This window comes from Finegoldia magna ATCC 53516 (assembly GCF_000159695.1).
In the GTDB taxonomy this organism is placed as follows: domain Bacteria; phylum Bacillota; class Clostridia; order Tissierellales; family Peptoniphilaceae; genus Finegoldia; species Finegoldia magna_F.
In genome coordinates this window covers 459,180-485,789 of sequence record NZ_CM000955.1, presented here as the reverse complement: position 1 = coordinate 485,789, position 26,610 = coordinate 459,180, and the positions used below count along the sequence as shown (strand labels likewise).

Here is a 26,610-nt window from a genome sequence, read left to right as displayed (position 1 = left end):
AGCTTAAATATTAAAATATAAAAAGAAGGTACGTATCAAAATGAGCGAATATTCTTGAAATTGTTTTTATATCTAATTTTTGGGAATCAGTTCAAAATGTTTCCTCTTTTTTATAATGAGTACAAGAGTTATACTTTATTAAATAAAAACGCATTGGAGATGATAAATAATGTTGAAATTAAAAAGATATGTTTCAAATAAAAGCCTTGCCATTTATTGTTTGATAAATGGTCTATTAAAAATTTTGTTTTTAGTATCTCCACTTGTTGCAAAAAAGTTTATAGATAATGCAATGAATAAAAATTTTAATAATATGTTGATTTTTGGACTGATAGATGTTTTCTTATTTGTATTAACTCAGGTTGTATCTTATATATTTGATATTTTCAGTAAAAAAGTAGAAACATCAGCAATATCTAATATTTTCAAAGAGGTAAATGAAAATTTGGATACATATAGAGTAAAAGAACATTCAATTAATAGAGATAGGATTAATCAAGAAATAACAAATAATCTTACATTAATAAAAGGCTTTATTGTAGATATACCTGTTAGTATTGTATTTTCTATTATTACTATGATAGCAATATTTTTAATAATGTTAAAATTGTCTATTAGCTTAGCATTAGTTATGATAATTGTAGTCCCAGTAGGTGCATATATATCATATAAATTAGGTTATTTGATTTCAGATTATTCGGAAAAGGATTTAACGAATAATAGAGATATTAAGGGATATCTGCTAGATAAATATTCTATTACAAAGTCAGAAAGACTTTTAAAAAAAAGACAGATGTTTGATATAAAAATTTTATTAGAAAATTATAAAAATACATTAAATAAAAAATATAAATTAGAATCTCTTGTAAATAATATGATGATTTATTTTGTTTTAAATGGTGTAATAATTTCTATGTATTTGATTTCTGGATATTATGTGTATAGAAATATGATTACAATAGGTACTTTTTATGCTACACAACTTTATGTGTCTAGATTTTGGACACCAGTAGAATATTTGTTTGACATAAGAAATCAATATTTAACAGCAAAGCCAGCAATAAATAGTTTTATGAATTTTATGGAAGTAAAAAAAACAAGATACAATTATGATATTATAAAAGAAATAGAATTGGTGAATTTTGAATGTTTGAGTAATAAAGGGAAAGTATTAAATGAAAAAATTTCTATGAAATTTGATAATAAAAATATAAATATAATTTCTGGAGATAATGGTGTAGGAAAAACAACTGTGATAGAATCTATTTTGAATTATACTGATAGATACAATGGAGATATATTAATAAATGGAAGAATATTAAAAGAGAGCTACTATGATATGGTGTACATATCATCTGATTATAATATATCTAATTTTGGATTGTTATCTGATAAAATAAATTTTTCTTCTGGACAAAAGAAAAAAGCACAAATAGAGTTAGCATTAAATACGGATAAGAGTGTTTATATAATAGATGAACCTACTAATTTTTTGGATGAAGAAAATAAAATCAAAATAGCGAATATGATAAATGAGTTGTATTTTAAAAGGAAAATAGTGATTTTGATTACGCATGATAGCGAAATTATTAATATGATAAAAAATAAGAAAATGTATTTTTTAAAAAAATCTGCATGAGATTATACTCGTGCAGATTTTTCATTTATTAGCATTCTTTGTTTTCTTCGATTGTTCATAAAATTAATCAAAGCTCCACTGAATATTAAAATATATCCGATTATACTTAAATAATCAGGAATTTGATGTAAGAATAAAAATCCGAACAATCCTGTAAAAATTATCGTCGAATAATCAAACACTGAAATTTCAGAAGCAGGAGCGAATTTGTAAGCCAATGTTATTCCAAATTGTCCGATAAGGGCTGCAAGTCCAACGCCGATAAGAGCAAGGATTGATGATGTTCCCATTGGAACAAAATTAAATATCATAAAAGGAATACATACTATACTCGAAAATCCTGAGAAAAAAGCAACGATAAACGAACTATTCACTCCTAGAGTGTTCAATTTTCTAACGCAAGTGTAAGCTCCACCTGCACAAATTCCACCCAAAATTCCTATTAAATATGGAAGGATTTCTTGGATTTGTAGTGTAGGTTTTACAACGAATAAAACCCCTACAAATGCTATCAAAATCGAAATTATGTGTTCCTTTCTCAAATCTTCTTTTAGGAAAATCCAAGACAAAATCAAAGTCGCAAAAGGAGCGAGTTTGTTGAGAACTGATGCATCTGAAATGAAAAGATGATCCAACGCGTAATAATTACAAAAAATTCCTGCAGTACCCAAACTTGCTCTCAAAATCAAAGTTTTCCATGGGATTGATTTAATATCGTGAAGTTCTTTTACTTCTTCTTTTTTATTTGATTTCAATAAAAGCGCGAATGCCACCAAAAAAGCAATCAAATTTCTGAAAAAACTTTTTTGTATAGTTGGCAAATCTCCAGCAAGTGGTATGAATAAATTCATAAGAGCAAATCCAAATGCTGACAATAATATTGCTATAATACCTTTAGTTCTATTATTCATTTATTACCTCCGTATTAATAAATGATATCATAAAACAATGTAGAATTGAAATTTATTCTATTTCGCAAGAGTTTATTAGGTGGTATAATCAAAAAAGAGAGGAATTTGTGATATGAAAACTAAAGCGAAGAAATATTTTATTTATTCAAGTTTGTTTTATGTATTTATTTTTGTGCTTGATTTTTTAGTGTCTGTAATTACATCAAATTTTGCAGACGAATTTGTAAAACTCAAAACAGTAGAATTTCAAAATACAATAAAAACTATGTTAATTATCATACTAGTATTTGGTGTGAAGTTTTTATTAGAAAAACTAATACCTTATAGAATAGAATTGATAAAACATCAATTAAAATTTCAGTTAAAAAACAACATACTTAGAGATATTTACAATTTACGAAAAGAATTATTGTTCGAATTGACAGGAGAGCAAGTTTTGCAAATTGTAGATAAGGATAGCGACATCGTAGCAAGTTTTAGGTTTGAATATTTAGTAGAATTTTTTTCTTCATTATTTATTTTTGCGATGGTACTTATTTCATTTTTGGTTTTAAGTTATAAGGTGACTTTTATTTTTGTTTTATTAGCTATTTTGCAAATAATACCGCCAATAATTACTAAAAATAGTTTATATAAGATTTACATGGATACTAGAAAAATAGAACAAGATACTACTAACTGGATTATTTCAGCATCAGAAGGAAGAGATGTTTTGAAAACTTTTAATGCGACTGATTGGTATTTTAAAAATAAAAGAAATTTAGATGAACTGAATGTAAATGCTGGTACTAAGGCTGAAATTGCATTTGCTCTTGAAAATGCTATGTATTCTCTGTTAGATTTGATTTTAAAAATAGTTAGTTATGCAATTATAGGTATAGCAATCTATAATCAGGAAATTACCATTGCTGATTCGGTGTTTATGATTATGTTACTGAGTACGTTTTATTCCAATTTTGAGAATATAACAAAATATATTTCGAAGGTTCAAGAATTCAATGTATCAAAAACTAGAATAAATAATATTTTAAATAAAGATATTAATAGTAACGATGTAACAGTTTCAGATACTGATTCTCTAATAGATTTAAAAATTGAAGATTTAGATTTTTGTCAAAATTTAAATGGAACAAATCTTAAATTAGAAAAAGGAGATAAAATTCTAATTTCTGGGAGTAATGGCAAAGGGAAAACAACCATTTTCAATTTGATTTTAGGACTTTTACACTCAAATAGCAAATTGGTTATTAGAGATATTCCAGAAAGACTTATAAGTTATTTAAATCAAAATGATTTATGTATTTCTTTTACAATGAGAGAGATTATGGGTATGCTTGAAGGAAAAGAATACGTTAAAAAAGTCCAAGAACTCTGCAATTATTTTGGGATTAAGGAGCTTGATTGGGGTAAATACTTAGATGAATTATCAGGTGGAGAAAGGAAAAAATTCGCATTAGCAGTTTGTCTGGCATCTGATAAGAATATACTTTTGTTAGATGAACCGACAAATCATTTAGATGATAAATCAGTGGAAAAACTAATCGGTATTTTAAGATCTGATTCACGAGAAATGATTGTAATTAGTCATGATAAAAGGTTAAATAAAATATGCAATAAAACTTTAGATTTAGATAGCGGTGATAATTATGTATAAGGATTTATTCAAGTCTATGAGACTTGGCGCAATATTAGGACTGATTAGCAATATAATTCAAGATGTGTCAGCAGTTTTCATAGCGACTGTTTTGGGAACTTTTACATCTGCAGTATTGAATTCAGATATAAAAATGATGAAATCTTCAATATATAAGTTGCTCATTGCTATTTTGATTACTGTAGTTTTGATACCTATTTTTCAGATTTTATCAAATAAAATTATCCTGAAAAATAGTTTTACTCACGAAAATTTGCTAATAGACAAATACTTAAAATTTGATGAAAGTATTTTAAGAGAAATAAAATCATATAAATTTGACAATATTATAGAAAAAGAAGCAACTATGCTTAGATTGAACTTTATATGGGCATTTCAAAATATTTCAGAAGCTTTAATAATAGTTTTAATTTTGATAATAAGCTTGAAAGAATTACCAATTTATTATTTCATATTCATAGTTGCTATGGGATTTTTAAGATTTGTATCATTTACTACTTTTAAGAATGAAGTTTCTGAATATACAAGAGATAAATATACATTTAAAGAAAATGAAAGAAAAATATTATTTTCTTGCTCTTTTGAAAAAGATTGGTTGAAATTTAATAATTTGTACGCAAAATTCATACAGGTATACAAAGAATTATTTGATGAATTTGTGAAAGATAAAGTAGCAAGAGGAGAAATGTATACAAAAACTCAAAACGCAGTAAGAAATTTAGCAGATGGATTGTTTTTAATACTAGTAGTGGGATTTGGAATTATTCTATGCTCTAAGCAAATTATAGGCATAAATTCAATAATAAAAGTTTTAGCTATGTCTGTTGTTATCAATAAATTTTTTGATTGTGTGAAAAAGTCCGTGGACTCATTTATTCAATTAAAAAGTTTAAAAGTTAATGTTGGAAAATTTTATTCAGATATTTCTCAAAAGAAGAATTTTGATAATAAAACAAATCATATTGAAATTATTGCTGAAAATCTAAGTTACACGGTAAATGACAAAAATATTTTAAAACCTGTAAATTTTATTATAAACAAAGTATAAATTTCTAATTATCTTTTTATATTTTCTTAAATGCTCGTAAAGCCTTATTCTATGTGCTTTCGAGTATTTTTACTGTAGGAAGATACTTCACGTTTCTTTGCATATTTCCTCATGTCTTAGCTGTCAGAAGTGGTAAATAAGTAGTAAATTCATTTGTACTACTAAGCAACAAGACGCTCCTGTTGCTTCTCTTTATTCAAGCGTTTCATCTCTGACATTGCGGAATCAAATGTTGCGTGTGCGTAATAGTTCAGCGTCATGGCTATATTTGCATGCCCCATAATGTATTGTAATGCTTTTGGGTTCATTCCTGCATTTGCATAGTTGGTACAGAATGTATGTCGCAAACTATGTGGAGTGATGTGTGGTAACTTATCATCATTATACTTGTTGTATTTCTTAACAAGACCTTTCATCATACCATTATAGTCACTCGCCACTTTTGGATAGTTCTTTCTATTAAGAAAGAGGAAATCACTATATCCATCAATCTCAACACGCTTATCATTCTTTCGATTCGCTAACACTCGCTTAAATGCTTGATAGGCTTCTTCAACCATAGGAACTTGACGTTCACCACTTTTGGTCTTTGGTGTTTCAATGTAGTACCCAATTTCAGTATCTCTCAATAGCTGATGGTCTATATTGACAAGACGATTCTCAAAATCTAAATCTGGAAGTGTCAAACCACCAAACTCTGAAATACGAAGACCTGTTTTTAAGAGTATCAGAATTTCATCATAATTTTTGCTGTAGGTTTTATCAGCTTTCGCAAAGGCTAACAGTTTTTCTTCCTGTTCTCCTGTTAGTACGGTCTTAGGGACAGTATCATCATCAAGAACTGCATTCAGTTGAAAGTCAAATGGATTCTTCCGAACACAATCATCTTGTATCGCAATGTAGAATGAAGCCTTTAAAGAACGTTTATAGTTATTGATGGTTTGATAGGCATAACCATTTTCACTCATTCTAATCGCCCATTCTTTAGCGTCTGATGGTTTAATACTATCAATACTTCTTGCACCTAACTTGTCTTTCTTCAAAATATCCATAAGATATTTGCGTCCAGTTTCAGTATTTTTTCTAACCTTTGGTCTTTGAGCGTTCTGTTTTGCGTAAAGCTGGCAGAGTGTCATTTTCTTTCCTACAACATCAATACCATCATGAATGTCTTTCTGTAACTCTGCGATTTTCTCCCTAAGTGAGATACAATCACGCTTTCCTGCTGGTACTCTGTCTGTAGCCACAAGTTTCCACGAGTAAACAAATTGCGGTTCTCCAAATGAATCTGTATATTTGTATAAGTATCTTCCGTCTTTTCGTTGGCTCTCTCCAGTCTTTAAAATTCGACCTTTATTGTCACGTCTTTTTTCTGACATGGCATTTGCTCCTTTCCATTATGGAAAGAGCCCTGATACGACTTAATACTATTTTATCATATACAAGACCCTTTGGCTACGCTAGATTGCATTCAATGTATCTATAATTTTTTCAAATTGTTTTCGTTTAACCTGAATACGATTGCCATTCATAATCAGCCAGTTTGCATTTTTATTTTCTTCTGCCAAACGACGCAGCTTGTTTTCGCCAATACGAAAATATTTTGACGCTTCTTCAATAGTTAGGGTATAACGCTCCCAAATCGGAATGTCAGTCTGCTTCATAAAATCCTCCTTTCCAAATCACTTATTGGATTTCATAAAAGTTGTTTTACAAGCAATCGAACAGCTCTAGCAAAGCTCACGGGAGTTCCACCCCTGCATGGTTCTCATGTAGCCATACTCATTGCCTGCGACGCTTTTAACGCTCGGACTATTGACTGTATGGGAGTATCATTATCACGATAAGAAAGTCGTCGCTGGCAATCCTGCTAAAGATTGTTTTTCGGAACACTAACTGAAACGCTCGCTATCTTTAGAATATAGGTCATGGCGGTTAGCTCCGTTGGCTCTTTTCTTATCGAAACGTATTCAATTACTTTTATTCAGTTTTCAAAGAACAATGGCTCGTTAGCCTATCAAAACACATTGAAAGCTCAATATGCTTTGATGGAATAACAAACCTCCCTGTTCGGGAAGCGTGGAATAGTATGGCACGCTTCCACGAAAAGAGAGAGGTTATTACTTAATTTCAAATGACAGAATCTTTGTAATCAGTCTGGTTTCCATTCTTCCACGTAAGACTTCATCAACGACCATACTTTGATTGCCATATTCATCTTTCATAAGTCGTAGGGAACGTTTCGTTATGTACCCTCTGTAATGATGTAGAATCTGGTTAATCGCTTCTGTATCGCCATCTGTTGCCTTTACAATGAGAGGAAAGGGAATCATAGGATATTGTGTTTTCATTCTTCAAATTCCTCCATAAACTTTTTGATTAAGGCTAGTCCACTGGTTCTATGCCGATAGACAGTAGAACGGTTCAATTTCAACAGGTCTGCAATTTCTGAATCGCTCATGTCCATAAAGTAAAACAGCAGTAGAATTTCACGTTTCTTGTCTGGCAACTCACGTAATGCTTCACTCAATAAATCATTTTCAACACCAACTGATATTCCATTGAGTGTAAAAATCTGAAAGTCAGTTGAATAGTTATCTGTTGTCGCAAACTGGCTAACAAGATAATCGCCAACATCAGAAAAGGACACTTCACGCTTTGCGATCCTTGAAAGATAAAGCAGATAATTCTTTCGCTCGTCTTCCATAGCACGTTTACAGATATAGTCAAACTGATTTTCTATTGTGGTCTGAAAAAAAGATGGTTTCATGTTTCTCACCCCCTTTCTGTCTAGGAAAGGAAGTGAGCCTTGCTCTTTTATCTCCTTTCACTCTTAGTCCCAATGTGAAAGGGGGATTTGTTGCATTACTGATGAATAAACTTTGTAAAAAAGTTCTGAATAACCAAAAAAGCACACAAACAGATTGATTTCTCTGTTTACATGCTTTTATTTTTCTATCTATATGATTTATAAAACCACATTGGTGGACGTACTTATCTATTGCAGATAGACGACTTTTTTTGATAAATACTCAATGTGGGGAACTTGATTGTATGTGATATACTTCATGGCGACTTTGACCTCCAACAAACCGCCATTTGGAAGTAAGATACAATATTTTAACAGCATAAATAGCACTACCATATAACGGTTTTTTTTATTGGCGTTTAGTAGTGCTTTTTATTAAATATGAACCTATAAACTATATAACATGTTTTTCTATACCTGTTTCTAATTCAATAGGAACAGTAAAATGTATAGAGGTGGTCTACTATGCGTAAAAAAGAAGATAAATATGATTTTAGAGCCTTTGGTTTAGCCATTAAAGAAGCTCGATTGAAACGAGGTTTAACTCGTGAACAAGTGGGAGCATTGATTGAAATTGACCCACGTTACTTAACTAATATTGAAAATAAGGGGCAACACCCCAGCATACAAGTTCTTTATGACCTTGTATCGTTACTTCATGTTTCCGTTGATGAATTTTTCTTACCTGCTAATAACTTGGTAAAAAGCACCCGACGATTACAGATAGAGAAATACATGGATAGCTTTACAGACAAAGAACTATCCTTAATGGAATCTTTAGCCAGCGGTATCAACGAAGCAAGAAACATCGAAGACTAATTAAAAGAATCCATACATAACGGAAAGAGCCGATAAAATGAGATTGTATTAATCTCATTTTATCGGCTCTGCGTCTTTGCGTCTGGCTCTGTAATCACAGTTACTTTGAACTGCTTTATTTCAATTAAATTTTCTTGTCTGCATTTCGGACAATAGAGGGGGAATTTTTTTAATTCAGTATCTTCCCTTATCTTTAATCGTGTTTTATTTCCACATACAGGACACAATATCCACTTGTAGTTTATAATAACTATCTCCTGCTTTACACTTTAATTCAAATCTTTATTAAAGAATATTTCATCTTATTTAACAAGAAACCATATTTATATAACAACATAAAATACACTAAGTTATTTTATTGAACATATATCGTACTTTATCTATCCTACTATTTGGACGACGGGGCTGGCAAACAGGTTCACCGGTAGTAACATGGTACCCTTTTAACTCTGTTAAACAAACACTACGTCCATTTGTAAAGAAAGTTAAATCACTACGATATTCTTGAATACATCGAGCAGGGATTTCTCCACTAAGAATGACCTCATTATTTTTCAATTGAGTGTCTACGATGTTCGCACAATATTTAGGAGCATCGTTGTATGCTCGTGAAAGATATTCCTGTGGCGCATAAATTTTAAAACTAAGATATGGCTCTAACAATTCTGTTCCAGCTTTTTTTAAGACTTGTTCCAATACAATAGGAGCAAGCATTCGAAAATCTGCTGGGGTACTAACAGGGCTATAGTATAAGCCATACTTAAAACAGATTTTACAGTCCGTCACATTCCAACCATATAATCCTTGTTCGCAACCATAGCGTATCCCTTCCATAACTGCATTTTGAAATGATTGATTTAAGTATCCAAGAGAAACCGAGCTCTCATACTGCATTCCACTTCCCAACGGAAGCGGTGATACAGATAAACCAATGGAAGCCCAGAAAGGATTTGGCGGCACTTCGATGTGAATGGTATATTCTGCATTTTTTAACGGTCTCTCCATATAAATGACTGTAGGCTCTTTTAGTTCTATCTCCACATGATACTTTTCTTGCAACAGTGCACTAATCACTTCCATTTGTACTTTCCCTAAGAAAGAAAGTATAATTTCATGTGTCGTAGAATCCACGTAATATCGTAGAAGCGGATCACTATCTGAGATTTCCAAAAGGGCATCAAGCAACATTTCTCTCTGTTCAGGTTTACTCGGTTCAACAGTTGTTTGTAGTAGAGGGTGCGGATTTTCAATCTTTTTTCTCTGTGGCAATAGTTTTGTATCTCCAAGAACACTATTTAACTTCAAAAACTCATTTTGCAAAATAACAATTTCTCCAGAATAAGCTCTATCAATCTTACATAATTCACCATTTATTGAAGTATACATTTCTGTAACTTTTATTTTTTCTTTTTCTGATACTCTAACCGAATCTCGTAAATGTAGTACTCCACTATAAAGGCGTATATATGCAAGACGTTGTCTTTTTTTTGTATATTCAATTTTGAAAACATTTCCGCAAAGTTCAGACGGACCTCGATGTGTTGATGAATAAAATTTATTAGTAATAACTTCTATAAGGTTATCAATCCCTATATTACTTTTTGCACTTCCATGATAAAGAGGGAACAGAGAACAATTCTGAAATCTTATGCTTTCCTCTTGTTCGAGTTCCAATGCTTCTAATGATTTACCGGACATATATTTCTCTAAAAGGTCATCGTTTCCCTCTATTACCGTATCCCATTGTTCAGATTCGGTAAAGTTCGTCACACACATATTAGGATACAGTTCTACCTTCTGTTTGATTACAATTTCGGCAGAAAGTTTCTCTTTAATATCCTGATAAACCGTTGATAAATCAATTCCATTTTGGTCAATCTTATTGATAAAAAAGATTGTGGGAATCCCCATTTTCCTAAGTGCATGAAATAATATACGAGTTTGTGCTTGTACGCCATCTTTTGCAGAAATCAGTAGAATTGCCCCATCTAAAACTGATAATGAACGATATACTTCTGCTAAGAAATCCATATGTCCTGGCGTGTCTATGATGTTCACCTTCGTATTTTCCCACTGAAAAGAGGTTATTCCTGTCTGAATTGTAATTCCTCTCTGACGTTCTAAAAGCGTATTATCCGTCCTCGTTGTACCTTTGTCCACGCTTCCTAATTCTGTAATCGCTCCACTGTTATATAATAAGCTTTCTGTTAAGGTAGTTTTTCCTGCATCAACATGAGCTAAAACTCCAATATTAATAATTTTCATGTGATTTTCCTCCATTCAAAAACCCAAAAGGGCATAAAAATCCCAGTGATAAATACTTTTATCACTGGGATTTTTATGCATAACCATAGGTATACAAAGCATACAGATATTCTCTGGATACTTTAGAATCACATGATAAAGGTATTCTTAAACTGGGTACAAAAAACTAAGCCCTCCTAAAAAAGGACATCCAATTATTTGTTCCCACTATCAAATTGACAGTTTATTTAAGAATACCTTGCCGCATATTTATTAACTCCTTTTAAATAGATACTTAAATAATAGCACGTAAGAGCATATTTGTAAAGGAATCTCCAATTTTTTATCAAAGAGAGTACGTGATTACAAAATAGCTGTAATAATGTACCAATATTTGTTATTCTATAATCTTCCAATTACTCCCGTTCTTTTCAAGTACCAAATCAAATTGAGATACCTGCGTTGCTTTGGTCTGCTGGTCGATATACTCCACTGTCAGCGATACCGTGACTTGATTATCCTTACGATTGTGAATAGGATTTACCAGTTCTTGAAAGATGTACTCTTTTCCGATTGGTTTTAATATCCCGTCATTCACATAGTAGGAAAGTTCACTGGCTGTCGCTGTAGGATAGAGCTTGAAGAACGTCGTTAAAAACTCATTGATTTCATTGGTTGTAATGGAATCAACCGTCCCCTCACTTTCAATGGCTTTTGGTTTATAACTTGATTTCTTAGGTATGTTGGTAATGGTCGGATTCTTAACCAGTACCATATTTCCAGAACCATCTACATAGACACTCACTATATAAGCAGAGTGGACGGTCTTTGTATTTTCTCCCTCTGTAATGAGCTGGTCTACACTGTAGGTTACATTAAACTCATTGTCGCCAGTTGGCTCTACCGTCCATATCTGAAATCCTCTTACAGAAGACGATACAGGAATATCTTTGCGTACTGTATCAACATTGAGAGCTTGAAGTTCATCTGTCAGATAGCCTTTTAGACTTTCCATTCGATTATCAATGGACTTATCGGATTGCTCCCATGAATAGTAGACTTTCGCAAAGTTCTCTACAAAATTTTCTACATGATGAGTATCAACGTATTCCTTTTCTATGATAGTTGTTTCGTGAATAGTATGAGTATCTATAGCTGTAAAGTGCTTGAATATCGCAAAGCTGAAACTAAGCCCTAAAAGTACCCACAAGGCAATCACAACCTTTTTATGAGGATTGACCTTATAGTAGACACGAGGTTTCTTTTCCTTTGGTATCTGTTTTTCTTTATTCTGATTTTTTCTAAATTTCATCATTAAATCTTCCTTTCTCATTGTTTGATTCGTCCTGCTCCCACTAAATGCTGTTGCCAGTAGGGGCTTGTTAAGTCGGCATAACCGATTGGGTCGCCTGCATGAAACATACGGTTATTGCCAAGGTATATCCCAACATGAGTAATATAAGAGCCAGCGTTATAGGTAGAATGAAAGAAAACCAAATCGCCAGCTTGTGCTTCCGATAGTGGGATATGCTGGGTCACATCATATTGCTGTTGTGCGGTTCGTGGTAAGTTAATTCCAGCTTTTCCATACGTCCATTGTGTCAGTCCGCTACAATCAAAAGAAGTAGTCGGGGAAGCTCCACCGTAAACGTATCGCCAGCCCTCATATTTCAGTGCTTCGTCCATGATGGCTTGTACCGTATCATCATCAAACTCTGTTGTGACAAGATACTGCGTTACCAGTTGCACATAAAACATATTGCCATAGTTGTATCGCCAGCCCCCATTGATAGGTATGGCTATGGGATTGGGGTAAGACACTTTTTCGCCACCTGAATACTCTTTTGAGAAACTTTGAGCCAGTTCAAAGGTATATTTATTTCCACGATTAGCCACATACCCTAAGAAACCACCACCATAATTGTAGGACTGGATAACCGATTCTAAATCTACACTGAGCCTTTCGCTACTGGCTAATAATTCACTGAAATACTTCACACCTTGCTTAATGGATTCTTCTGTACTCAATGAATTAGGTGGAAGACCGAGGGATTCCGAGGACTGCATAACATCTTCCGCAGTACCGCCCGATTCCACCTGTATAATCGCAAGAAGTATGTTGACATATTCTTCAACGCCATATTCTTTGGCATATTTTTCTACCATAGGCTTATGAGCCAGCACTTCTGCGGAAACATTCACACCTCCATAATGAATATTGGAAATTCCGCTGTCCTGTTCATCTGAAAATAAAATGGCAACAAACAGAAGCAGTGAGAAGACCATCAAGAATAATCCAGAACCACCAATCACTAAAGTTTTCAACTTCATGGTTTCTTACCGACTTTCTTAATGGTGGCGGTTTTGATTGGTGGTCTACTTCTTGTATTTTGTAGTGGTACTCTTTGAACAGTAGACGGACGTTCTTTTGTGATTGGACGTTGTGAAGTTCTATCTGCTGTAGTGGTTGAAGTTGCTGGCTTTTGAACGGTTTTTTCTTGAACGGTATTGCCTTGGCGTTCCACTTTTGGACTTGAAAAATCGGACTTAACTGCTGGACGCTCTTGTTTGGCTTGTTGAGATTCCTTATATGAAGTCTGAATATTAGACTGTTTTGAGGTCTGTTCATCATGATATTGTTCTTGTCTTGTAGTCGGTCTTTCATGAACAGAAGAAGCAGGCTGTTTTTTCTGTTTGACCTGTTCCATTTCAGAGCGACGCTTCGCAATGGTTTTTCGCCTTTGTTCCTGCTGTTCCTTGCGTCCACTGGCTCTGTCCGCTTTGGTTTGAGAAATACTACTGGTTAAATCACGGACATTCTCTTTTACTTTGGATTTTCCTTGATATACTGCATATCTTGCATTGGTCGGCAAATCTTTAACCTGTTCTTTCAAACCACTAGCAGTGTCTACCATTCTGTCTTTGGTATCAGCTACTGTACCGATGGTTTGACCGATACGTTTTCCAAGTGTTGATTTTTCCTTTCCGTCTGGTCGGGAGTGATCTGCTTGTGTCCTTGCAGAACTCCCCGAACCCGACTGTCCTTTTTTACCTGTAACAATGGCAGACCCAGCCCCTAGAGTAGTCATGGAACGTCCAAGTTTCCGCTGTAGACGGTGCATGTGAGCGTGCATAAGCATACGAGGTTTTCTCATCACACGACTTCCCACACTTTGAGAATCGTTACTCTGTAGAGAAAACATACTCATTAAATCGCCCAGCTTGAAGTAGATTCCTGCAAAGGTCACAATCTGTAGAAAAGCAATCAAAAAGAACGGATAACCAGCCGATAAGGTATAGAGCATGGTTGAAATACTAAATGCTGTCGTAATAATCAATGTGATTCCAGCTCGTGTCAAAATGGTATTAAAGAGCTTTGTTATGGCTCGTTTTGACATACCATCAAATGATGGAATCATGCTTAAAATAAAGCTCACAGGCAGAAACATAGCATAGATGATAAAAAGTACCTGCGAGAAAATCATGATTCCTGTTAATAGGAATACAAATATGGAAATCCCAATATTGAAGACAAATAGGAAGAAGACTGTACCTAAACGGTTAATGGTCTTTGTAATGGTTAGATTGGTATTGCTTCTGTCTTCAATTTCTTCCGCAACAATTTTTTCTCTGTCTTCGCCATTGTTGGAATCTGGGCTGGTGGAGAGCAGGCTTTCCACACGGTCAATACCGATACTTTCAATGTCTGAACTGTTGTATTGAAGCAGTAGCCACGGTTGCTGAACCTGTATGGAAAACAGGCTATCTCTGATTAAGTCCACGCTGTCCTTGCCTTGACTATCGGAATGGGGCATGACAATCTTCGTGCCAAGTGATAAACTGGCATTACTGATGTCTGATGAAAAGTCATTGATTTTTTTAATGTAGTCGGGAGCGTAGGCAATAAAGGAAGCCGATAGGATAAACACCAGCACAAAATTCATAATGGCATGAATTGCCTTTGTGGTTTCTCTCTTTATCAGTCCCGTATAGGCAACATAAACCCCAAGAACCAAAATCAAGAGTAAGAGGAATCCAACATAGAAACCCTCTGTTGAAAATCCGTTTGCACTCACACCAGCTAAGGTCTGCATATTCTTACCAATGGAATCTGCTGTAGCGGAAATGAAGTCTAAGGAATAGGCTTCCTGTACTAAGTAACCTGTCGCATTGGAAACATACAAACTGATTGTCCAAATAAAATTGGTAATGGCATATAGTCCATACATGACCTGTTTTCCAATCCCGTCCGACCAGTTCCACGGAAGCCAGCCCCAGCTATTATCCACATAAAAATCCAGTTGATAGTTTTCAAGTGGGTATCGGCTGTATTCATTTGCCACATTGACCGTATCATCTACCAAGCCCGCAGCTTGAACCACCGTTCCCAGCATGGCTAAAAGAAAAATGGCAATCACAAGTGTGAAAGCCACTGTCATTGCCACTTTACCTAGACGTTTCAGCGTCCAGTTTGATTTTATTCTGTTTACTATTGATGGTTTCACATTTACACCTCTTTTCGCACAGGTGGTCTGGTATCAAAGGCATGGAGCAGTTCTTCAAATACAGGGTGGAACTGTATCACACCGACACGACCATATAAATCACTGATAAGGCATTGCCCGTTTTCCAAATCACGCAATCGCTTCTGATTGTTTTCGTCCTCTGGGTCTACACCAAAAAAGGCTAAGGTCTTTTTAATCTCGTTAAGGTCAGTGGAACGAAATGCAAATTTTAAGCCGAGGTTATTTTTCAGTTTTTCATCTAAGAGGTCGTCTGTATTTTGGGTCACGAAATATACCCCAGCGTTCATAGCACGACCAGCCCGAACCAGCTTCATAGATAGTGTTTTTCCTTGTGCTACCTGTAAAAAGCTCCATGCTTCGTCTAAATCTACAATCTTGAAAATGCTTCGGTCTGTATGGATAAAGTCTAAAGCAAAGGTACTAATGACAATCAGCATAGCAACGGATAAAAGCTCCATAGTGGTATATTCCTCAAAGGAAGTTTCCTTGTCGGGAAGTACCAAGTCCGCAACCTGTATAATGTTCAGTTGTTTTTCTAAGCTGATAGACTGCTCCACATAACCATTACTGAATAATAAATGTGCAAAGTCATAGTCTGTAAAACTTTCGATATGGTCGGCTATACTGGTACTTAGTGGCGTATTCTCAACCCGTAATTCCTCAATCACTTTCATCAACCCTCGTACTTCACTATTGGTTACTGCACGAATGGCTTTTCTAAGGATTGGGAAGCGTTCCCCATCACGAGAGGAAATCCCCGTAAGGAATGTCAGAATATCAATAGCCAGTGATTCAGAATCTTTGGGATTTTTCATAATCACATAAGGGTCAAGTAAGCCTTTGTTTTTCTCATCAGAAGTCAGAGTGACGATATTGATTTCATGGGAAATCTCTGGCAAGGTTTCTTTCCATCTGCCACGTTCTGCTTTTGGGTCTACAATCACTGCTTGTGCCCCATAAAGCACCGCATAATAGACGATAAGGTTATTCGCAAAGGATTTACCACCACCCAGCGAACCAACAAAAGCCGACGCTAACGCATTGGTTACTGAACCCTTAACCCCTTGACTGGCAAGAGCAGGTTTCAGATAGACATTGCGTCCAGTATCTAAGCTGTAGCCAACATAAATCCCCTCATTTTCCCCCAGCATTTGAGTAGCACCAAAACCTAAACCAGCGAGGAAATCAGAGGTCACGTATTGAATATAATCATTCATATAACGCTTGCTGGCAGGTAAAAATTCTTCATGTAAGCCGAGCATATCCCCAAATGGTCGTACCAGTTTTACGCTTAAATCGTCATAAAAATCTTTCACTTCATTACAACGACGTTTGAGTTCGTCAAGATCATTTGCTGATACCCTTACCACATAAGACAGCTTGTACATAGATTCCTTGCTTTGGTCTAAATTGGTTTCCAGCTCATTCACACTTTCCAGAGCTTCCGCCACATTGGAGCTGGTTTCATTATCACTTTGCCAAGCGTGGTTATCCAAGTCTTTCAGTTCTTTCTTTTTATTGCGGACAGTAGATAGGGCTTTACGATTCGCTACAATTTCCACATTCATTGACGTATCAATCGGGAATGTAAATTGCTGTTGCTGGTAGTAGAAGATTTCAGAGGACGGGAAGTCCAGTTCTCCGACAATGCTGTTAATGGTAAAGTAAGCTACATAGACGGTTTCATCTTCCTGCTGGATTTTCAAATATCGCTGTTTTTCTTCCACCAAACAGCGAGTAGGCTTAATCAAGTCATAGTATTTAATCAGCGTTTCATTATCCAGCTTTTTCTTTGATAGATGGTACTCATACTCTTCATAGGCAGTGCCTGTCTGTCCGTAAAGGTGTTCAATCAGATAGCCGAAGTCGTCCTTATCTAACCTGCGGATTTTGAAACGACGAGAGATTTTATTTTCTAAGAGCTTTTCCATCTTCTGAAAACGCAGGATTTCATCATTACTCATACTAACAAAATCGCCCATCAGCTTATGGTTCACATCATAGACAAAATCAGACAAAGCATTTTTTGCTTCAACGGTAAGACTTTTCATAGAAAACTCCTGATCGTTGAGAAGCAACTTAAAGCCGATAAAGAAACGGTAGTTCACTTGATTTTCGCCAATCATGGATATTAAAGCGTCTGTCTGTTGGTCGATTTTGTCATAGGCAACCGCTTTGAGCTTGCCAGTGACTTCATTTTTGGAACGCTCTTGTGCAGAACGTATGCTGGATTCTGTACTGATTTGTAAAGCATGAATTTTGCCATCACGATTTTGTGCGATAAGCTGTCTGAAAGAATCATGCACTTGTATTTTCTGTTCTGGACTTAGAAATGAGTAATTGTAAGGAACAAGCTCATAGTAAGCATAACATTCCCCGTCTTTATTCCAGACGAGATTGTTTTCAATGTATTTAATTGGATATGCCATAAAATTCACTCCTAACTGCTGTAATGGCTTCTTGTGGCTGGTTTCTGCCAAGCGTTACTTTTTTTCCTGCATAGGTCAGCTTTGGTCGCAGTGCATAAGCAATGACAGACTTCAAAAATCCATAAGGCTTTTTACCATCAAAAGTTTTTGTAGACATAAACCATGTGAAAGCCACAGGAATCCCAAAGTATTTGAGAAATGCTCCCTCTATCATGGAAAGAGGGGGCAAGTTGCCAAGTATCATCACTGCAAAGAGTGACACGACAAACCATGTCATTTGCGTAAAGGTTATGGGAAACGGAAGTCTAAAATCATTGATAGAATACAGTACCTTTTCCACAGACCAGATACTGGTATAGCTTCGTATTTTCTTCATGTAATCAATCCTTTCATAAAAAATAGGGGTAGCTGATTGAGCCACCCCGTAAAATAGAAAATCTGCCAGTAGTAATGTACCGACAGATTTAATAGACGATTTCAAAAATCCCATGATTGGTTGAGATAAACGTTCCTGAAAGGTCTAAATCCCGACCATAGGCTTGATAATCAATATAGTTTTGAAGACTAGCTGGTACTTCGCCTAAAGCACCCGTTTCTTCAATGTAGTAGCGTGCCACGTCATACATATCATCACAATCGGAATGAATGATAATATCCTCTTGATGTTCGCTTAGTTCTTCAATGCTTGAAAAATGAGTGAGCAGAGCAGATAGCTCCGATTGTAATTCTTCGGGTAATTCCGATACCATTTCCCATAGTCGATTGAGTTCGCCAATGGAAGTGTATTCGTCAACCGTAAAGGGTAACTCGTAGTCATGAATGGCGTATTCCTCATATTCATCATTCAAGCCGATTTTCTCTTTGACTTCCTCAAAGTCAATGGGAAAGGTAAACCACGCACCGACCAATTCGCCCTCATTGTATTTGCCTAAATTCGCAATATAGACTTGCATATCGTCCATATATTCACGTCCTTTCTTTGTAGAGATTCAAAAATCCCTACCGCACTTCGTTTGGTGTACCATTCCTTTGCGGAACATAAGAAAACCACTTATATTCCACAAAAGAACGGTTTTATTTAAGCACCAATAATGCGATTGAATAGCTCTAGTAAAATGTCTTTTACTCCAGCAGCGTTGAAGACTAAGCCAACCGCAATAATCGCAATAATTAAAAAGCCAATCAGTTTGCTAAACTCACGCTTGAAGCCAAGATACAAGCCAATCACAACGATTGCTAAAAGCACCAGTGATTGAGCGTTTGATAGAAACCAGTTATAAAGGTTTTGTCCAAAATTCATAAAAATGTTCTCCTCTCTATATTCAATGAATTTGTATTTGAGTTATTTTTTTGTTGTTATCACGTCCTGTTCTTTTACTGACTGTTGCTTCAAAATCTGCTTGTGTCGGTCTGTCAGTTTCGCATGGTCGAGAATGTCTTTTACAACCTGCGTCTGGTTGATTTCATCAAGTTTAATCGCAACCTTTAAGGTCGGGGCAACTTGATGAGATAGCCAGTTCAGCGTCCTTTGGAAGGAGTAAGGCTCTGGTTTTGTGGTTAGTTTTAATCGTTCACGATTGTTCCCAATAAACCAAGCCCATTCTTCATTCAGTTTCCAATCAGAACGAGGTTTGGAATCGTCTTTATCTACAAAACGGATATACCGATTGATAATTTTAAAGGCGGTATGCTCTGGATTGTCATAGACGAGTAAATCACGGACTGCATAATAGGCACGCTCATTTTTCAATCGAATCTCAAAACGGTTTTTTACTTCTGCGTCTTCAATGGGAATATCATTTTTCTTGTACTGCTCGTAGTCCTTTTCATAGATACAGAAATAAACTTCACTTTGTAATGAACCGATATAGAGGGTGTTTCCCATACATTCCTTTTCCTCTTTGCGTACCAGTTCGCCACTGCGATAGCTTTTAAAACTGCGGAAGACGGAGATACATTCTTCCTGTTGGCACTTTTCAGTGAGTACAGGGATATTCAAAATCCCTGTCTTATCGTTAATGGCAAGGTCAAGGCGTTTCATCACACCGCCAGCCACCAAAACGTCCATAAAGAACTCATACCAGCTTCTTTGTTGTGCCAGAAGATAGCTTTCAAATTGTCTGCACCCACGACCTTTCAATTCCACCAGAACTCCTTTGTCCAGTTCATGGGAGCAAAGGACGAATATGTCGCCTAAAGCATAATGCTCTGAATAAGAATAGAAACCATAGTCCTCATGAAGAAAATAGGACAGTTTCAGTTGTAAGATGTTTTCGACCACCTGCTGTACGTCTGTTGTCGGAAAGCGAATCCTTACATAATCAAACAGCATTTCAAGGGGAGCGTCGGGATTGAAGCGTTCCAGAGCTTCCCAAAGGGACTGCTGTAAATCCTCTGATGGCTTGACTTTTCCTGTTTCAATATCGCTTAGATACTGCCTTGTAATACCAGTCGCAACAGCTAAACGGTTTTGAGATAGTCCATAAGCCAAGCGTTTTTCTTTTAAATGCTGTAACCAAGTTTGTTCATTCAGTAAAAATCCCTCCAATCAAAAAGGCGTATGTCAACTTTTAAAGCCCATTTGACATACGCTGAAATTTTGTAAATCCCTTGTAACCAAAGGATTTTCTAATGTTTTTTTGACTGTTTCCTGTCGATTTGTACCCCCCTGTTAGATACGGGGGGTTAAGTGCTGGCGTGGCTATTGCCACACCAGCCAGCAAGATCAGTCCACACCTGCGACTTCCGCTTCGCACGTCGCCTGCGTGGACTGTCTGCTGTTGGATAACTTTTTAATTTCCTCCAAGAAATCATATCCTTTTGGTACAAGGGGAGTATAAAACTCTGATATGACACTTGTTCCTACATCAACATAGCCACGACCTTTGATTCGCTTTAAGAAGAAATCCTTTTGTACGTCACTGCCAAACATCATGCCATAGCCCATTTCAGACATACGACCTAAAGCCACTCTGAAATTAAACTGATCACGGATTCCGTCGCCTAAATATTTTGCGTCTGGACGTTGACAAGCCAGTATTAGAAAGAAGCCAGCTTGACGACCTAACATGACAATCTGTTTCAGCTTATTCATAACTGCGGTGTTTTCTTTTGTTCCCAGCATTTCCATGAAAGCGACGTATTCATCAAAGATTAAGAAGTGTGCCGGGAGACCTAAGTAAGCATAATTTTTGCCAGTCTTATAGTTCTTCATCTGCTTCATTTCCTCACTACGTTTCATCATTTCTTCATAGAATGTTTCAATGCAAGAAAGCAAGTCTTCTTTTCTATAGTAGACATTTGCCATCACAGAACCTAAGTCCGCAAGGTCAGCATTTTTCGGGTCAAGAATATACAGTTTTGAATCTGTATGAAGCAAGGCTTCAATCAGTGTCAGTATAAAGTAAGTTTTACCGCCACCTGTACCACCAGCAATCAACATATGAGGGAGCTTATCATATTCCCACCATACGTTTTTCATTAAGCGAAGTTTACCATCTTTAGCTTCTACTTCATCAATAGAAATACGACTGGCTATGGTGTCATAGAGCAAAGTATATTCCACATAGGAATCCTTTAACTCTTTATCCGTCAGCTCACAGTACAAGCCACTCTCTAATTTCTTTTCCAAGTGTAAGAGTTGGTCTTGATATTTTCCCAGCGTGATTTCCACCCGTATCTGTATCAAGCCATTTTTAAGTCGATAATACATTTTAGGGAAGTAGGTTATCTTTTCCTTTGTACGACCAGCACTATCTTTAAAGAAACCCTCTGTTTTGACCTGTTCAGATTCATACCACTTGTTTTCAAGTATCATCTTTGCCAGTTTTTGACGGTGGTAAAGTTGTTTAACCGTATCATAGCGAACCCGTTTGAATACAAACGCTACCAGCAAGCAGATAAGAATTGCGACACTGAAACTGATAATTAAATAGGGAATGTCAATCTTATCTGCTTGTGATAGGTTAAAATCCTGCCAGTTGATCTGCTGGATTGTCTTCACATGAAACAGTCCGACAACCAGCAGGAAAACAGGCAGGAGTGACGCTATCGTAAAATGAAAGACTAAATCTTTACCAGATGGGCGAATCCTTTTACCACGCTGTTTCATGCGAAAAAGTCTCCTTTCTACCTAGCGACTATTTGTCTTGTGTCGGTTCTTTCTTTGCTTGTGGTTGAGCTTTGAATGAACTAGAATCCTTTGTCAGCACAATATCGTCTGCCTTGATATACCAGTCAACATCTGCTCCTTGATAGGTGGCAGTAGCAACGGTGTCCGCAATGGGATTGATAAGTTCCACCCGTGCGTTATAATCAAACTCTTTCAAAGGCACGCTGGCAGGAATACTTACTTGAATCATGCGTCCTTGTCCTTTGGATTTTAAGTCATAGGTACGTTCCTTGATTTCATCTGAAACCGACCCGTCTTCATTTTGGATTCTCACTTCACGACGTAGAGCAGAGAATTTCAATTCTCCAAAAGTCGTGTCTTTATCTAATACAATGCCATTTGCTAATCTCATCATTTTTCCTCTCTTTCTTTATTCTTTTATCATGTCGTCAGCATGTAAAAGGTAATTTGTAAAACCACGAGTGCCGATTTTGTAGCCCTCTGCGGTAATACGTGGATTGACTAACTTCACACGTTCCTCAAAGCCGAAATGTTTTTCGCCAGCTTCAGCAGGAAGCACCACCACAATATCATCTGCTCTTTGAACATCAGAATAGAGATTATAGCTTCTTGATAAGACAGTTAGCCGTCCGTTGATTCTTCGCTGAACGACTTTATCCTCGCCAGCAAATTCTAAATTGCCGAATGTTTTTTCCATGTTGGGAATCACAAATTTAAGTTCCATATTTTTACCTATCCTTTCTTTTTTATTGGCTGAATGAATGTTTGATGGTCTTAAAGAGTGGGGAACGACCTTTTGATTCTTGATTTTTTGTTTTCATAAGTTCACTTCCTTTCAAAATCGGGTAAAAAAATAGACACCTCATTTTTTGAAGTGTCTACCTATTAAATATTCAAATTTTATTGGAAGTATCTTTATATCTTCACTTTTCAAGGATAAATCGTCGTATCAAAGCTCATTCATAAGTAGTAAATTAGTAGTAAATTGAGTGGTTTTGACCTTGATAAAGTGTGATAAGTCCAGTTTTTATGCGGATAACTAGATTTTTATGCTATTTTTTATTTAAAAAAAGGAGATAAAGTTAAAATATCTGGAGAAAATGGAACTGGAAAAACAACTTTAATTAAAATTTTAAGTAACATTTATACCGATTATAATGGAAATATTAGTATTAACAACACAGAGTTAAATAATGCGAAGGATATCAACATAAATTATTTTTGTCAAAACTCTTATGTTTTTCCAACTACTGTGAAAGAGAATATTTTCCTAGGGAAGAAAAAAATAGATACTGTATTCACAGATAATAAGTTACTAATGAAAACAAATGTGAATGATCTATCTGGTGGGGAAAAACACAAAATAACTTTAGATAGGGCGCTAATAGGAAACTCAAATATATTTATATTTGACGAACCACTCAATCACTTGGATAGCGAATCAACCGAAAAATTTCTGAAAGTTTTTGATGAAATTGAAGGAATAGTTATTTTTGTCGACCATAAAAATATAATTAAAAACTACAATAAAGAAATAATTTTATCTCACTAAAAAATCTGCCTGTTTCAAGGCAGATTTTAGTTTTAATATGCGTTATTGTAAATTGTTTCGATGTCTGATGTTGACAAATCAGAGTAGCTTGTTTTATATGCAGGTGTGTTTTCAGCCATTTCTTTGATTTTGTCTTTTGGAATGTCAAGTTCACGAAGTGTAGTTGGAGCTCCGATTTCTTTGAAGAAGTTTTGTAGTGCAACGATTGATTCTAGTGCTAATTTTTCATCTGGTTTTCCTTCTGGATCTATATTCCACACGTTTATTGCAAAGCTTCTGAATTTTTCCAGATGATTTTTGTAGACAAATTTCAAATAATTTGGATGAACTACTGCAAGTCCCATTCCGTGAGTTACATCAAAATATGCGGATAATGTGTGTTCCAATTTGTGGCTTAGCCAATCTGAGCTTTTGCCAGTGGCAGTAAGTCCGTTGATTGCAAGTGTACTTACCCACATTAGATTGCTTCTAGCTTGGTAATCTTCAGGATTTTTGAGAGCTACTCTGATACTGTCGATTACAGTTTTCATCAAGCTTTCTGATATATTATCTGTTGTGTTTTCGTAATCTGGTTCTGAAAAATATTCTTCCATTATGTGGCTGAACATATCGCAAGTTCCACTGATTAATTGATATTTTGGAAGTGAATATGTGTATGTTGGGTCGATTATTGAAAATACTGGATACAATAATCTGTGCCCGTAGCCGTATTTTTTCTTTCTTTCTATATTGGAAATTACACAACTACCGTCCATTTCACTACCAGTTCCAGCCATTGTAATTACTGTTCCCAGTTTGATAGCGTCTGTTGGTTTGTTTTTTTCTTCGAAGAAATAATCCCAGAAATCTTCATCAGTTTTTGCACCCATTGCGATTGCTTTTGAGCAGTCCAATGTAGATCCGCCGCCGACAGCTAGAATAAAATCAATGTCATTTTCCTTGCAGATTTTGATTCCTTCATAAACTTTGTCAGTTCTTGGGTTTGGAGTGATTCCAGAAAGTTCGAAAACTTCTTTGCCTTTCAAATTTTTCATAACATCATCGTAGACGCCATTTTTCTTGATGCTTCCTCCACCATAAGTTACTAAAATTTTATTGTAATCCTTTAATTCATCGGCTAGATTTGTAACTTGACCTTTACCGAAATGTACTCTTACTGGATTGTAAAATGTAAAATTGTTCATAATGCCCCCTTGTTTTATTTCAAATTTACTCATATAAATATATATCCGTTAATTGCGTATTTAAAACAAAAGCAGCGTAAAGTTACGCCGCTTAATTCATTTCTTGTATTTTTTTGTAAATCATATTTTTGATTTCTGATGAATCGAAAATTGTAGTGTCAACTTTTTTGATGTTTTGTAAATTATCGGGAATAGGCGATTTTATAAAGGAGTTTAGTTTTTCCAATGCCATATTTATATCCAAATCTTCATTGTATCCAAATGATTTCAAAAGCTTATCTGTAGATGAATATGGAGAAGTTGTAGCCATAATTATTGAAGGCGTGTAATCATAAGAATCGATGACATATTTGTCGTAAGCAAGAGAAGCCATTGCAGTTTGAGGGGATAATGGATACTGACATTCCAAAAATAATCTCAAAATTTTCTGACTAACCTCATCACTTGTCAAGCTGTACGTTTCAATACAACTCAATTTTTGTAGTTCTTCAGGATATAAAGTGAATTTATTTTTTTCTCTAAAATCTGTGTAAATCTCTCTTATTCTATCTTGATTATTTATCAAATGATGTAACAATCTTTCAATATTCGCCAAGACCAATCTTTCAAATGATGTGGATTCTTCACCGAAAACTTCGTCATAGACAAATTCTCCCGTATCCAAGAATTTTTTGAAAGACAATGGACTTTTTGTTGCACAAATTATTTTATTAATAGGAAGTCCCATTCTTTTTGCATAGAAACAAGCCATTATATTGCCGAAATTTTCCGTAGGAATACTTACGTTGATTCTTTTTCCAGCTTCTATCTCTCCGTATTTTACCATTGTCACATAACTGTAAAAATAATAAATAACTTGAGTGAGAACTCTGATTATATTCAAAGAATTGCACGTAGAAATCACCGATTCTTTTTGTGCAATCAAATCTTTTATATCAGAATCATTTATCAAACTATCCACCAATTTTTTACATTTATAAAAATCACCATCTACGCCAATTGCACAGACATTATCGGAAAGTGTGGATAATAATTTTGATTTTTCGATATCTGAGATATTATTTGGGTAAAACACGAAAACTTTTGTGTTCATCTTTTTGAAATTCTCAATCGTAGACACAGAGATATCAGTGGAAGCTGTGAACAGATATAAGTTTTTCACATCTTCATTATTATTCAAATTAATATCTATAAATTTAGAGATAATACTCAATGACAAGTCCCTATAAGACAGACTTTTGTTGTTGAAAAGTTCAACGTAACATCTATCATTTGTTTTTCTCAAAAAAACATTAGGCTCATCTCCATCGTAAGCGTTATTTACAATGCTTGATATTGAATCTTCGTCAATATCAGTTAAAAAATGCTTCAAAATATATATAGCAAGTTCGTTATATGTCATATCTCTAAGCACATCAATATCGTACAAATTATCTAAATTCAAAGGAACGTAAATATCATCATTTATACAATTGAAGATTACTTCTTGAGAATCGATAGTTATTGAATTATCCCTAGTGCTAATAAATTTCATATTTCCTCCTAATATTATTCTAATTATATCATTTTATGAGATTTAAGTTAATCTTTTTAAATTTCGATAAAATTTGAGTAAAAAATGCCGAAAATATAACGAGAAGCTTATAACTATTGTTTATTTGTT

Annotated in this window: 27 protein-coding genes and 1 pseudogene; 6 read left to right on the top strand and 22 right to left on the bottom strand. The window is 35.1% G+C overall.

Annotated features, from left to right (window positions below):
- Nucleotides 1-169: 169 nt before the first annotated feature.
- Nucleotides 170-1,639, top strand: coding sequence for an ATP-binding cassette domain-containing protein (locus tag HMPREF0391_RS02205; RefSeq protein ID WP_002835206.1), 1,470 nt, complete (start codon nucleotides 170-172; stop codon nucleotides 1,637-1,639).
- A gap of 2 nt (nucleotides 1,640-1,641) precedes the next feature.
- On the opposite strand, the gene HMPREF0391_RS02200 is transcribed toward HMPREF0391_RS02205, so the two are convergent.
- Complete coding sequence (locus HMPREF0391_RS02200) at nucleotides 1,642-2,550, bottom strand: DMT family transporter (protein ID WP_002835205.1); 909 nt, start codon at nucleotides 2,548-2,550, stop codon at nucleotides 1,642-1,644.
- 112 nt (nucleotides 2,551-2,662) lie between these two features.
- Here HMPREF0391_RS02200 and HMPREF0391_RS02195 point away from each other — a divergent pair, with 112 nt between their 5' ends.
- Both HMPREF0391_RS02195 and HMPREF0391_RS02190 read left to right on the top strand, forming a co-directional pair.
- Nucleotides 2,663-4,204 carry an ABC transporter ATP-binding protein gene (locus HMPREF0391_RS02195; protein WP_002835204.1) on the top strand — a complete coding sequence of 514 codons (1,542 nt, stop codon included), beginning with the start codon at nucleotides 2,663-2,665 and terminating at the stop codon, nucleotides 4,202-4,204.
- Nucleotides 4,197-5,252, top strand: coding sequence for a hypothetical protein (locus HMPREF0391_RS02190; RefSeq protein ID WP_002835203.1), 1,056 nt, complete (start codon nucleotides 4,197-4,199; stop codon nucleotides 5,250-5,252). The genes HMPREF0391_RS02195 and HMPREF0391_RS02190 overlap by 8 nt, the downstream gene beginning before the upstream one ends.
- 161 nt (nucleotides 5,253-5,413) lie before the next feature.
- Here HMPREF0391_RS02190 and HMPREF0391_RS02185 read toward each other — a convergent pair whose 3' ends face one another.
- Both HMPREF0391_RS02185 and HMPREF0391_RS02180 read right to left on the bottom strand, forming a co-directional pair.
- Entirely contained in the window at nucleotides 5,414-6,631 is a 1,218-nt protein-coding gene (locus HMPREF0391_RS02185; protein ID WP_002835202.1) for a tyrosine-type recombinase/integrase, read from the bottom strand.
- A gap of 81 nt (nucleotides 6,632-6,712) precedes the next feature.
- Nucleotides 6,713-6,916: an excisionase gene (locus HMPREF0391_RS02180; protein ID WP_000814512.1), complete on the bottom strand. Its 204-nt coding sequence runs from the start codon at nucleotides 6,914-6,916 to the stop codon at nucleotides 6,713-6,715.
- Between HMPREF0391_RS02180 and HMPREF0391_RS09540 the strand changes: the two are divergent.
- Nucleotides 6,900-7,148: pseudogene (locus tag HMPREF0391_RS09540) on the top strand (hypothetical protein). The gene HMPREF0391_RS02180 and the pseudogene HMPREF0391_RS09540 sit on opposite strands and share 17 nt — an antisense overlap.
- Nucleotides 7,149-7,372: 224 nt before the next feature.
- Here HMPREF0391_RS09540 and HMPREF0391_RS02175 read toward each other — a convergent pair.
- The gene (locus HMPREF0391_RS02175) at nucleotides 7,373-7,603 is read right to left on the bottom strand and encodes a helix-turn-helix domain-containing protein (RefSeq protein WP_000857133.1); all 231 of its coding nucleotides are present in this window, start codon (nucleotides 7,601-7,603) and stop codon (nucleotides 7,373-7,375) included.
- Nucleotides 7,600-8,022 carry a sigma-70 family RNA polymerase sigma factor gene (locus HMPREF0391_RS02170; RefSeq protein WP_000804599.1) on the bottom strand — a complete coding sequence of 141 codons (423 nt, stop codon included), beginning with the start codon at nucleotides 8,020-8,022 and terminating at the stop codon, nucleotides 7,600-7,602. The genes HMPREF0391_RS02175 and HMPREF0391_RS02170 overlap by 4 nt, the downstream gene beginning before the upstream one ends.
- A 504-nt stretch (nucleotides 8,023-8,526) precedes the next feature.
- Between HMPREF0391_RS02170 and HMPREF0391_RS02165 the strand changes: the two genes are divergently transcribed.
- Nucleotides 8,527-8,880 carry a helix-turn-helix transcriptional regulator gene (locus HMPREF0391_RS02165; RefSeq protein ID WP_001227347.1) on the top strand — a complete coding sequence of 118 codons (354 nt, stop codon included), beginning with the start codon at nucleotides 8,527-8,529 and terminating at the stop codon, nucleotides 8,878-8,880.
- 59 nt (nucleotides 8,881-8,939) lie between these two features.
- Here HMPREF0391_RS02165 and HMPREF0391_RS09290 read toward each other — a convergent pair whose 3' ends face one another.
- The 15 genes from HMPREF0391_RS09290 to HMPREF0391_RS02095 form a co-directional block, all read right to left on the bottom strand.
- Nucleotides 8,940-9,107, bottom strand: a complete 168-nt coding sequence (locus tag HMPREF0391_RS09290) for a cysteine-rich KTR domain-containing protein (protein WP_000336323.1) — start codon at nucleotides 9,105-9,107, stop codon at nucleotides 8,940-8,942.
- A gap of 118 nt (nucleotides 9,108-9,225) precedes the next feature.
- The gene (tet(M), locus tag HMPREF0391_RS02155) at nucleotides 9,226-11,145 is read right to left on the bottom strand and encodes a tetracycline resistance ribosomal protection protein Tet(M) (RefSeq protein WP_000691736.1); all 1,920 of its coding nucleotides are present in this window, start codon (nucleotides 11,143-11,145) and stop codon (nucleotides 9,226-9,228) included.
- A 15-nt stretch (nucleotides 11,146-11,160) separates the two neighbouring features.
- The gene (locus HMPREF0391_RS09285; protein ID WP_001791010.1) at nucleotides 11,161-11,277 is read right to left on the bottom strand and encodes a tetracycline resistance determinant leader peptide; all 117 of its coding nucleotides are present in this window, start codon (nucleotides 11,275-11,277) and stop codon (nucleotides 11,161-11,163) included.
- Nucleotides 11,278-11,521: 244 nt separating this feature from the next.
- Complete coding sequence (locus HMPREF0391_RS02150; protein ID WP_001224320.1) at nucleotides 11,522-12,457, bottom strand: conjugal transfer protein; 936 nt, start codon at nucleotides 12,455-12,457, stop codon at nucleotides 11,522-11,524.
- On the bottom strand, nucleotides 12,454-13,455 hold the full coding sequence (locus tag HMPREF0391_RS02145; protein WP_000769868.1) for a lysozyme family protein: 1,002 nt from the start codon (nucleotides 13,453-13,455) through the stop codon (nucleotides 12,454-12,456). Before HMPREF0391_RS02145 ends, HMPREF0391_RS02150 begins: the two co-directional genes overlap by 4 nt.
- Complete coding sequence (locus HMPREF0391_RS02140; RefSeq protein ID WP_000804748.1) at nucleotides 13,452-15,629, bottom strand: CD3337/EF1877 family mobilome membrane protein; 2,178 nt, start codon at nucleotides 15,627-15,629, stop codon at nucleotides 13,452-13,454. Before HMPREF0391_RS02140 ends, HMPREF0391_RS02145 begins: the two co-directional genes overlap by 4 nt.
- Nucleotides 15,630-15,631: 2 nt before the next feature.
- A complete protein-coding gene (locus HMPREF0391_RS02135; protein ID WP_000331160.1) occupies nucleotides 15,632-18,079 on the bottom strand; it encodes an ATP-binding protein in 2,448 nt (815 codons plus the stop codon).
- The gene (locus HMPREF0391_RS02130) at nucleotides 18,063-18,455 is read right to left on the bottom strand and encodes a conjugal transfer protein (protein WP_000723888.1); all 393 of its coding nucleotides are present in this window, start codon (nucleotides 18,453-18,455) and stop codon (nucleotides 18,063-18,065) included. Before HMPREF0391_RS02130 ends, HMPREF0391_RS02135 begins: the two co-directional genes overlap by 17 nt.
- A gap of 88 nt (nucleotides 18,456-18,543) precedes the next feature.
- On the bottom strand, nucleotides 18,544-19,041 hold the full coding sequence (locus HMPREF0391_RS02125; protein ID WP_000342539.1) for an antirestriction protein ArdA: 498 nt from the start codon (nucleotides 19,039-19,041) through the stop codon (nucleotides 18,544-18,546).
- A gap of 116 nt (nucleotides 19,042-19,157) precedes the next feature.
- Nucleotides 19,158-19,379 (bottom strand): hypothetical protein, encoded by a 222-nt coding sequence (locus HMPREF0391_RS02120; RefSeq protein WP_001009056.1) that lies wholly within the window; start codon nucleotides 19,377-19,379, stop codon nucleotides 19,158-19,160.
- A 42-nt stretch (nucleotides 19,380-19,421) separates the two neighbouring features.
- Nucleotides 19,422-20,627 carry a MobT family relaxase gene (gene mobT, locus HMPREF0391_RS02115; protein WP_000398284.1) on the bottom strand — a complete coding sequence of 402 codons (1,206 nt, stop codon included), beginning with the start codon at nucleotides 20,625-20,627 and terminating at the stop codon, nucleotides 19,422-19,424.
- A gap of 22 nt (nucleotides 20,628-20,649) precedes the next feature.
- The gene (locus HMPREF0391_RS02110) at nucleotides 20,650-20,802 is read right to left on the bottom strand and encodes a hypothetical protein (RefSeq protein ID WP_000879507.1); all 153 of its coding nucleotides are present in this window, start codon (nucleotides 20,800-20,802) and stop codon (nucleotides 20,650-20,652) included.
- A 2-nt stretch (nucleotides 20,803-20,804) separates the two neighbouring features.
- Complete coding sequence (locus HMPREF0391_RS02105) at nucleotides 20,805-22,190, bottom strand: FtsK/SpoIIIE domain-containing protein (protein ID WP_000813488.1); 1,386 nt, start codon at nucleotides 22,188-22,190, stop codon at nucleotides 20,805-20,807.
- A 28-nt stretch (nucleotides 22,191-22,218) separates the two neighbouring features.
- The gene (locus tag HMPREF0391_RS02100; RefSeq protein WP_000985015.1) at nucleotides 22,219-22,605 is read right to left on the bottom strand and encodes a YdcP family protein; all 387 of its coding nucleotides are present in this window, start codon (nucleotides 22,603-22,605) and stop codon (nucleotides 22,219-22,221) included.
- A 15-nt stretch (nucleotides 22,606-22,620) separates the two neighbouring features.
- Nucleotides 22,621-22,935 (bottom strand): YdcP family protein, encoded by a 315-nt coding sequence (locus HMPREF0391_RS02095; RefSeq protein ID WP_000420682.1) that lies wholly within the window; start codon nucleotides 22,933-22,935, stop codon nucleotides 22,621-22,623.
- Between the two features lie 330 nt (nucleotides 22,936-23,265).
- Here HMPREF0391_RS02095 and HMPREF0391_RS09280 point away from each other — a divergent pair, with 330 nt between their 5' ends.
- Nucleotides 23,266-23,763 carry an ATP-binding cassette domain-containing protein gene (locus tag HMPREF0391_RS09280; RefSeq protein ID WP_080545246.1) on the top strand — a complete coding sequence of 166 codons (498 nt, stop codon included), beginning with the start codon at nucleotides 23,266-23,268 and terminating at the stop codon, nucleotides 23,761-23,763.
- Nucleotides 23,764-23,795: 32 nt separating this feature from the next.
- On the opposite strand, the gene HMPREF0391_RS02085 is transcribed toward HMPREF0391_RS09280, so the two are convergent.
- Together HMPREF0391_RS02085 and HMPREF0391_RS02080 are read right to left on the bottom strand one after the other, a co-directional pair.
- Nucleotides 23,796-24,947: an iron-containing alcohol dehydrogenase gene (locus HMPREF0391_RS02085; RefSeq protein ID WP_035109115.1), complete on the bottom strand. Its 1,152-nt coding sequence runs from the start codon at nucleotides 24,945-24,947 to the stop codon at nucleotides 23,796-23,798.
- Between the two features lie 91 nt (nucleotides 24,948-25,038).
- On the bottom strand, nucleotides 25,039-26,481 hold the full coding sequence (locus HMPREF0391_RS02080) for a threonine synthase (RefSeq protein ID WP_002835198.1): 1,443 nt from the start codon (nucleotides 26,479-26,481) through the stop codon (nucleotides 25,039-25,041).
- Nucleotides 26,482-26,610 lie beyond the last annotated feature (129 nt).

Coding starts and splice junctions, on each gene's coding strand:
- HMPREF0391_RS02105 (WP_000813488.1), bottom strand. CDS start 22,190: ATGAAACAGCGTGGTAAAAGGATTCGCCCATCTGGTAAAGATTTAGTC.
- HMPREF0391_RS02175 (WP_000857133.1), bottom strand. CDS start 7,603: ATGAAAACACAATATCCTATGATTCCCTTTCCTCTCATTGTAAAGGCA.
- HMPREF0391_RS02165 (WP_001227347.1), top strand. CDS start 8,527: ATGCGTAAAAAAGAAGATAAATATGATTTTAGAGCCTTTGGTTTAGCC.
- HMPREF0391_RS02135 (WP_000331160.1), bottom strand. CDS start 18,079: ATGGCATATCCAATTAAATACATTGAAAACAATCTCGTCTGGAATAAA.
- HMPREF0391_RS02130 (WP_000723888.1), bottom strand. CDS start 18,455: ATGAAGAAAATACGAAGCTATACCAGTATCTGGTCTGTGGAAAAGGTA.
- HMPREF0391_RS02100 (WP_000985015.1), bottom strand. CDS start 22,605: ATGATGAGATTAGCAAATGGCATTGTATTAGATAAAGACACGACTTTT.
- HMPREF0391_RS02190 (WP_002835203.1), top strand. CDS start 4,197: ATGTATAAGGATTTATTCAAGTCTATGAGACTTGGCGCAATATTAGGA.
- HMPREF0391_RS02170 (WP_000804599.1), bottom strand. CDS start 8,022: ATGAAACCATCTTTTTTTCAGACCACAATAGAAAATCAGTTTGACTAT.
- HMPREF0391_RS02145 (WP_000769868.1), bottom strand. CDS start 13,455: ATGAAGTTGAAAACTTTAGTGATTGGTGGTTCTGGATTATTCTTGATG.
- HMPREF0391_RS02205 (WP_002835206.1), top strand. CDS start 170: ATGTTGAAATTAAAAAGATATGTTTCAAATAAAAGCCTTGCCATTTAT.
- HMPREF0391_RS02180 (WP_000814512.1), bottom strand. CDS start 6,916: ATGAAGCAGACTGACATTCCGATTTGGGAGCGTTATACCCTAACTATT.
- HMPREF0391_RS02195 (WP_002835204.1), top strand. CDS start 2,663: ATGAAAACTAAAGCGAAGAAATATTTTATTTATTCAAGTTTGTTTTAT.
- HMPREF0391_RS02200 (WP_002835205.1), bottom strand. CDS start 2,550: ATGAATAATAGAACTAAAGGTATTATAGCAATATTATTGTCAGCATTT.
- HMPREF0391_RS02085 (WP_035109115.1), bottom strand. CDS start 24,947: ATGAACAATTTTACATTTTACAATCCAGTAAGAGTACATTTCGGTAAA.
- HMPREF0391_RS02185 (WP_002835202.1), bottom strand. CDS start 6,631: ATGTCAGAAAAAAGACGTGACAATAAAGGTCGAATTTTAAAGACTGGA.
- HMPREF0391_RS02120 (WP_001009056.1), bottom strand. CDS start 19,379: ATGAATTTTGGACAAAACCTTTATAACTGGTTTCTATCAAACGCTCAA.
- HMPREF0391_RS02150 (WP_001224320.1), bottom strand. CDS start 12,457: ATGAGAAAGGAAGATTTAATGATGAAATTTAGAAAAAATCAGAATAAA.
- HMPREF0391_RS02125 (WP_000342539.1), bottom strand. CDS start 19,041: ATGGACGATATGCAAGTCTATATTGCGAATTTAGGCAAATACAATGAG.
- HMPREF0391_RS02080 (WP_002835198.1), bottom strand. CDS start 26,481: ATGAAATTTATTAGCACTAGGGATAATTCAATAACTATCGATTCTCAA.
- HMPREF0391_RS02095 (WP_000420682.1), bottom strand. CDS start 22,935: ATGGAACTTAAATTTGTGATTCCCAACATGGAAAAAACATTCGGCAAT.